This is a genomic window from Vibrio splendidus (assembly GCF_002873455.1).
GTDB classification, from domain to species: Bacteria; Pseudomonadota; Gammaproteobacteria; order Enterobacterales; family Vibrionaceae; genus Vibrio; species Vibrio splendidus_J.
The window spans coordinates 22326-29387 of sequence record NZ_MCUN01000016.1; the positions used below are offsets into that span (position 1 = coordinate 22326).

Sequence of the window (7062 nt, forward strand, 5' to 3'; positions counted from 1 at the left end):
GGTGAGATCCTAACTATATAGCATTCGCAAAGCAGCCGTTCGCCCGCTAGTGAACGGCTTTTTTGTGCCTGAAATTTAAGCATTTGATCTTTCTGGCGATCTTGTGTAAATTGAAAGCTCATTGTTTGGACTCTCAATCCAAACAACCCAAAAATCTAGCGGAATCAAAACATGAATCAGACCATTGTGTCTTGCCTATGGCAAGCAACCCTCAGACTCCAGACCTCAGTAATAACCGCATTGAAATCAGATCCTCACATTCTGATCTGGCTCGGTTATGGCTTAGAGGGCGAGTCTCATGTTTGTAGATAACCTTGCACCAGCGTTAGCCAAATCCCAATACGACAAAGCGTACCGTTTGATGCGTAAAGCGCGTAAGCGTGAACTCATTAAGATGCACCATGAAGTGCTCAATCCTAAGCCTGCTCAATCTGAGACTGAGCTTGACCAGGACGATTACGCTATCGGCTTTAAGGCTCGACGTTTGCTTCGTAGTGGTGACGTGGTCAATCTTCCCCACGAGTACGCTTTTATCTTAAAAGCGTGCCAAGAGTTTATCAATAATCCACAACGGTTTCCTGCGCTATTCGCTTGGGGAGGCGCGGCTATCAATAACATCCAGTGCCGAACGCTGATTGCCAAAGTCTTAGCTTGTATCTTACCTAACACGGATTTGATTGGTGGCCGTATCGGTGTGCCGACCGAAGCCGGTTTGAAAACCATCAGCTATGACCAGCTCCAGGAAGACTACGCGTTACGTTGGGGCGAGTATATCTCACCGAAGTCGTTCGCTAAGGTGATTCGATACTTGCAACGTGCGACTTACTTGTACAGTGAGCGCATTAATGTGTGCGTCGATGATGCCGAAGGTACAGTGCGCAGCGCAGCGGCTTACAAGCAATTCACCGAAGCTTTCTTTAGAGACATTAAAGTGGTGCGCTATCCTAATATTTGCGAGTTGATTATCGCCTCACGTAAACGCATGGAAAAGAAAGGCTTGCGTTTTGACTGGCTAAACTTCCGTACCATTGCTTCTGGCATTCAGGAGATCTACAACGCGACGCGTTGTAATGATTTTGCTAAGAACGCGGCTAACTTGTTCACAGCAATGCCCCACTACGCCCCTTCCCCACACTAGTTATAGAGAAGTATCCGCTTAACGGCGGAGGGTTTTGCACGTCTGCAGCGTATTTTTGGTTGAAGATCCAACAATATCCTCCGTATTTACCAGAGTCTAACCTTGATGTGCCTCCCCTACCGATCGTTCTGAGCCGCCTTTTTATGTTAACTTCAAAAGGGAGTGCAATAAAAGCATGTAAGAAAAGAGCACAAAGATGGCACTAAAAAATGGACTGCGGTTATGTGTACTCCGTAGTTAAACTTCGTATATAAATAAATATTTAAGTAAACATTAGATAGAAAATTAAGGTTCACTCTGGCTGCTACATACTTGTATGTAGAGCCGGTGTGAAGCCGACAAGCGATAGCGCGTCAGTCTCATCCCCAAATCTAATTTGATCGATCTTACAACAGCAGTCGCTTCGCTCCATGACACCCACAGCCAGCATTAAGATTAGATAAACTAAAAAAGAACAACGCGATCGCTGGCTGCGCTGGATCTTTCTTTTGTCATTCGACAGGAAACTACTAAGCATATACATAAGATTTCGTGGAACCACCACAATAACCACGAGTTACATCAACCAACAACGTACTTCTTACTCGCTTCGCTCGCGCATTCTAGCAAGGCGAAGGGCAATTTTCGTGCCGTTGGTATGATCTATTCATTAAACTTAATCTGGAGGATAAGTCCTATCTTACTCACTGCGTGAGCGCGTTCTGGTATTCGTCGCACAGCGACTCATGGGATTGGAAGTGACAAGGTAACTTTATTAATTCTCTGCGAAGATCTTGAAGGTTGATTTGTGAATAGAGCTTACAACAACATTGGTGATCACAATCATTAGAAGGATTGCTTTAGCTGATAAATGCCCCTAAATCGCTTAGACCAAATACTCTACAAAACTTAGGGGCGTGCTTCTTCCCTACCAAATCTAATCCGGTTTTCAAAAAAGTCAGACAATAATCTGTTTGCGTTTAAGTTGATTAAAGTCGTACTTCGATGACACCGTTGGAGTTATACACAGGGTGAGGTAGTGAACATTTTTTAATCAAGTGACGTTCGGTTTGACGCTCACATTTAGCGGTGCTCATATACTTCCTTTTTAGGGAGAGCATCATGCACATGACCACCGCAACAAAGCCAAGTTATGGCGGGGAATGAAACAGCATGAGTGTGCAAAATGGTGAATATATCTATTTTATTAAATTGTAACTAAGTGTAAATTTAGCGTGTTTTAATAGTTAACATATCTAGGAAGTGTCTCGTAATCATCTTGGCGTCATCGCAGAAAAGTGCTTTGCCAAAACTTGTGATCAAAATTCGTACTAACGGCATAACATATATTGAAAAGAGAGCGACTCGCTCCTTTGGTATTTTGCTTGTTACTACAAAGTTTGGTCAATAACGATGGCTCAAATGATTGATGAACACAATGTAGATTTGTGCTCGGAGGAAAAAGTATTAATAGCTTTGAATACTATCAGTCAAATCCGTTAATTCGGTTTGATGAAGGTTTTTTATTGGTAAAAGATAGAAATCATCAATTGGTTGCCTGTAACTCATGCTTTTTGAATATGTCAGGATTTGCATCCGTAGAGCATGTTCTGGGTTTGACAGATGATGATATGCCTTGGAAGGAATTTTCTGAAATTTATCAATCTCATGAAAGGGATATATTATCGGGAAGTCAATACGATCTTTTCGAGCCTATTGTTGACTGTAATGGGAAGAAATATAACCTTCATATTAGAAAGAAAATAATAAAAGATATAAATGGAAATAAGTCAGGGATTATTTCACATGCGATGATATTTGATTATCGTTATGGAACAGAAATTATTAAATTTTCCTCAAACTGCTATACCGTCAGTCATGGAGGAAATATTGAAGAATTAAGTCGGAAAGAAAGAGAAGTCGTCTTTCTATTTTTGAATGGATATAAAAGGAAAGAAGCATCGAACTATTTATCTATTTCACCGAGTACATTTGATTCTCATATTGTATCAATAAAAAACAAACTTAATTGTGACTCAAGCCATGACCTTATTGTAAAAGGATTTCAGCTTGGGCTTAAGAAAAAAATTCCAGAATCAATTTTAATGGAGGGAGGCTTTTATAAGCCTAAAGGAAATTAATGGATATTTGTATTGTTAATGAAGAAATAGAAGTTCCTGCTCAAGTTTCGACAGGATCAAGCTTTATACTTGAAGCGCTCAAAGAAAAAAACATTCGTCATATTTTCATGTTGCCGGGAAAAATGGTACAGCCATTCATGCAAGATTTAACAAATATGAACGTATTAGCGCCTATTATTGTGACCCATGAGGCCAGCGCAGGCTATATGGCAGATGCGTATGCTAGGGTGTCTGAAGGCATTGGGGTCGCTTTATCCATTTTAAGCCCTGGTGCGTTGAATTTATTGCCAGCGATTGCTTCCGCTCGTGCAGACGGTATCCCCATTCTTGCTTTGAGCGGAGATGTACCAACGACTTATGAAGCGAAAGGTGCGTTTCAAGATGGCTCTGCATTAGGGACCAATGATGTCGCCATTTATGAACCTGTCACAGGCCTAGCTGCACGGGTTAATCGGGCGGAGCGGCTACCAGATTATCTCTCTAGAGCCTTTGAGCGCTTGGGGCTACCAAATAAAGCCCCTGCTTTTTTACAGATACCGTTGGATGTGCAAACAGCGACGATAACAGGAGAACACCGACTTCCTGAATTACCAGAATATTCTATCGCTGCTGAGGCATCAGTTGTCGACATGGTGTTAGAGAAATTAAAATCACCAACTTCTAAAAGTATATTGCTCGTTGGACCTGAAGCGAGAAAACGAGGCTTTGCTGAAAAAATTATTCAGCTAGCTGAAAACTTGAATGTTCCTGTTGCGGCAACCTTAGATGCCAAAGGTACGTTCCCTGAAGATCATCCGCTATATCTAGGTGTTTTTGGTTTTGCAGGGCATCAACGAGCAATGGAAGCATTGCTTAACCAACCTATTGATCATGTCGTGGCATTTGGGGTTAATTTTGACCAACGCTCTACGCTCTGCTGGACAGATGAGCTTGCAAGGGGAGCTGAGTGGTTTTGTTGTTCAGTGAAGTTAGGGCAGTTTTACACCGCGCCAGTTGGCAAAAAAGTCATTGCTTCACCAGAGTTGTTTGTTAGCCAGTTACTGGAAGCGGCTCAGTCAACGCAGAGTGTCAAGCCTCTAAAAAGTTTATCATGGTTAAACTCGGTGCTATCGGTCCCCTTATACCCTGATGAAGATCACCAAAGTACTGCTGCTGGAATTCATCCGGCAAAGGCAATTTTAGACTTGAGACAGTGTGCGCCAAGAGAGAGCATAGTGTCGGTTGATTCTGGCAGCCACCGAGTTTTTTGCGCGCACTATTGGCAAAGTTATGAGCCAAATCAGTATCTTACATCAGCCAGTACGGCTCCTATGGGGTGGGCAATTTGTGCAGGTATCGCCGCTAAATTGGCTCATCCACAAGTCACCAGCTTAGTGATTACGGGTGATGGTTGCATGTTGATGCATGGTAATGAGATCCAAACAGCAGCAAGATATAACATTCCAGTTGTGTTTGTTGTACTCAATAACAGTGCTCATGGTGGTATTCATGTTGAGGCTCAGAAGCATCAAAGCTTTGCTCCTGAATTGACCCAACTTCCCACCCATGATTGGAAAAAATACGCAGAAGCATTAGGGTTAATTGCGTATCAAGTCGATGATCCTGAATCACTGTCTTCGGTATACCAGGAAGCATTGGCTCTTGATGGCCCCTGTTTAATTGATGTTATTTGTCGAGATGATGCAACAGTGCCAAATTCTTATTATGTAAAAAATAACATCAACTCTTTATAGTAAAATAGTATGAATAAAAAATATAATGAACGCATCTTGCTGGTCATATTAACGATGATGAGCATGATGGGGTTAGTCGCATCTGATATATATATTCCTGGGTTACGAACACTTGCGGATGATTTAAATACAAGTACGAATTACGTCCAGTTAACAATTGGTGTTTATTTAGCGGGTCTTGCTTGTTTCCAATTAATCTATGGCCCTCTTTCTGATCGGCTGGGTCGTAAGCCTATTATTTTATTTGGGGTTGTTATTTATATTATCGCCTCATTGGCTGCTATGTATATTAACTCAATTGAGCAATTGATTGTCGTGAGGTTTTTTCAGGCGAGTGGTGCGTGTGCAGGGCTCGTGGTTGGAAGAGCAATTATATCTGATTTGTATAGCAGGGAGCAGTCTGTTCATGTCTATAATATTATCTACCCTATGGTTGCGGCCTCTCCGGCGATTGCACCTTTGATGGGTGGTTATATTATCGAATATTTTGGCTGGCGTTATTCTTTCCTATTTGTTTTTACTTTTGGGGTTATATTAGTTCTGCTTGTCTTATTTTTCTTTCAAGAAACAAATATAAGAAAAGAATCTTCTGAGGGCAGTCTTCGTAGTATTATGTACGATTATTATTCGGTTGTGAATAATGGCCAGTTTTGGAAGTATATATTGTGTGTCTTGATGCTGTATGGAACTTGGTTTACTTTTTTGACTCAATCGTCATTTATTTATCACGATTTGGGCTACACAGAAAAAGAAATTGGTTATTTTTATATCCCGCTGGCCTTCATGATTTATGTGGGATCTCGGATCAGTAAATTGATGACAAATAAGATTGGTATTGATAGTACGTTTTTTCTAGGGCTGGTGATTTTTTGCTTTGGGGCAGGGGCGTTGTTCTTATCTTCTTATTTTTCAGAGATTACGTCGGCGGCTCAATTGATTGTGCCAATGGCACTATTGGCCACGTCTAACGGTATTGTTTTGACGTTGGGTATTTCATCTGCTGTTAGTTTAAATGCGGAGAAATCTGGCAGCGCATCTGCTGTGGTTGGCTTTTTACAGATAGGCTTCTCCTCATTGTGTGCTTCCTGGTTTGGGTATTTATTTGAGATCAGCCCGATGTCAATGGCATTGGAAATCTTAACGCTGTCTCTAATTTCTTTTTTTGGTTATCTGGTTATCCACAAATTTACGGCAAGGGCTGTTGTAGCATGAATAAAATTATCACCATCACTCTGTGTTCTGTCTTATCTTTTCCTGTTTTTTCGTCTGAAAGTCAAAGTGTTATCTATCAAGCCGGAGTGACAGGAGCAACGTTAACGGGGGCCTATGAGGGCTCGACAACTTACGAGGAATTAAAGAGTCATGGCAACTTTGGCCTAGGAACCTCTAATGGTATTCAGGGGGAAATGGTTCTTATCGATCATGAAATGTTCATCACTGAGAATGGAAAGGGGGAAACGATGCGTCCCTCGATGAAGACGCGAACTCCATTTGCAATCGTGACACTATTTTTAATGTAACGAAGGTAAGCAGCAAAGAAAAGTTTGTTGAGCTTTTTCAGCAGAGATTTAACAACGATAACTTATTTCAGGCACTAAGGATTGATGGGGATTTTAAGGCGATTCAATTTAGAAGTATTGTAAAAGATGCGGATAATAGTGAAAGAAACCTGAAAAAATACATAGAGAAAAATCAAATTATTAATGATCTTAAAGATATTAAGGGCAGTCTTGTTATTTTTAGGTCTCCCAAATTTGCTTACCCTATGACAGTACCGGGATATCATATTCACTTTATATCATCGGACCGAAAGTCCGCAGGGCATGTTTATGATTTTAATATCAACAGTGCTCAAGTTTCTGTTCAAACAATATCAACCTTTAACATTAACCTTCCAACAAATCATGAATACATAATGCATGATGTTGAACGTGTTGATAATAAAGTTATCAATCATGTTGAGTCTGGTATTAAATAATGATGGTGGATGGTGTGATATGGGAGTGAATCTTCATCTATCCATCATATTTTTTCTTTTAGGGTGTGGGAGGGCGTTGTTGATCAAATCGGT

At 41.0% G+C, this 7062-nt stretch carries 4 protein-coding genes and 1 pseudogene; all 5 read left to right on the forward strand.

The genetic code is table 11. The features are described from left to right. Window positions 1-298 precede the first annotated feature (298 nt). The 5 genes and pseudogenes from BCU75_RS15325 (at window position 299) to BCU75_RS24840 (ending at window position 6969) form a co-directional block, all read left to right on the forward strand. Window positions 299-1138, forward strand: coding sequence for a hypothetical protein (locus BCU75_RS15325; RefSeq protein WP_102465136.1), 840 nt, complete (start codon window positions 299-301; stop codon window positions 1136-1138). Window positions 1139-2565: 1427 nt separating this feature from the next. Next, entirely contained in the window at window positions 2566-3258 is a 693-nt protein-coding gene (locus tag BCU75_RS15330; protein WP_076648891.1) for a helix-turn-helix domain-containing protein, read from the forward strand. After that, entirely contained in the window at window positions 3258-4991 is a 1734-nt protein-coding gene (locus BCU75_RS15335) for a thiamine pyrophosphate-binding protein (RefSeq protein ID WP_102465135.1), read from the forward strand. The genes BCU75_RS15330 and BCU75_RS15335 overlap by 1 nt, the downstream gene beginning before the upstream one ends. A gap of 9 nt (window positions 4992-5000) precedes the next feature. Then, window positions 5001-6203, forward strand: coding sequence for a multidrug effflux MFS transporter (locus BCU75_RS15340; RefSeq protein ID WP_076674269.1), 1203 nt, complete (start codon window positions 5001-5003; stop codon window positions 6201-6203). Next, window positions 6200-6969, forward strand: a pseudogene (locus tag BCU75_RS24840) (acetolactate decarboxylase). The gene BCU75_RS15340 and the pseudogene BCU75_RS24840 overlap by 4 nt, the downstream one beginning before the upstream one ends. Window positions 6970-7062 lie beyond the last annotated feature (93 nt).

Coding starts and splice junctions, on each gene's coding strand:
- BCU75_RS15325 (WP_102465136.1), top strand. CDS start 299: ATGTTTGTAGATAACCTTGCACCAGCGTTAGCCAAATCCCAATACGAC.
- BCU75_RS15335 (WP_102465135.1), top strand. CDS start 3,258: ATGGATATTTGTATTGTTAATGAAGAAATAGAAGTTCCTGCTCAAGTT.
- BCU75_RS15340 (WP_076674269.1), top strand. CDS start 5,001: ATGAATAAAAAATATAATGAACGCATCTTGCTGGTCATATTAACGATG.